This is a genomic window from Vibrio sp. 1580 (assembly GCF_033340055.1).
Window position 1 is genome coordinate 1 of the sequence record NZ_JAWOVT010000814.1, and the last position, 503, is coordinate 503.

The window sequence follows — 503 nt, forward strand, 5'->3', positions numbered from 1 at the left end:
TTTTTTCATTACCCACTCCCTGAAAGTGTCGAGAAATCGATTTGCAAGAAACCCGGAGCGAGGATAAAAATAACGATTGGAAACATGATCAGCAAAATAAGAGGCACACTCATTTTGGCTGATAGTTTCCCCATTCGCTCTTCTACTTCGAGTAAGTGAATTCGGCGCATGTCTTCTGCCAAGTCACTTAATACACCAGCAACAGAGGCGCCATAATGTAAGTTTTGGATAATGGTAAGCACAAAACTATTGATCTCTGGTGCAGGCAAGCGCAGCGACAGATCATGCAAGGCTTTTTCAATCCCGTGTACTTTCCCTGACTCGGACGTCTTATTGATTTGATAGCACAGATCTTTATCGAAGATTTTTAGCTCTTTGGCCAAATAAGCAAAAGATGCCTCAATGGTCATACCCGTTTGCACACACACCGACATAATATCGAGCACGTAGGGAAGGTTTTTTGAAATTTTACGCACAAGCCAACGTCGGCGTAACTCGAGTAA

1 protein-coding gene is annotated in these 503 nt (G+C 42.9%); it reads right to left on the reverse strand.

The window, feature by feature from the left end:
• Positions 1-8 precede the first annotated feature (8 nt).
• Positions 9-503, reverse strand: a 495-nt coding sequence (locus tag R7093_RS28535; RefSeq protein WP_318147448.1) for a type II secretion system F family protein, incomplete at its 5' end; no start/stop codon positions are given.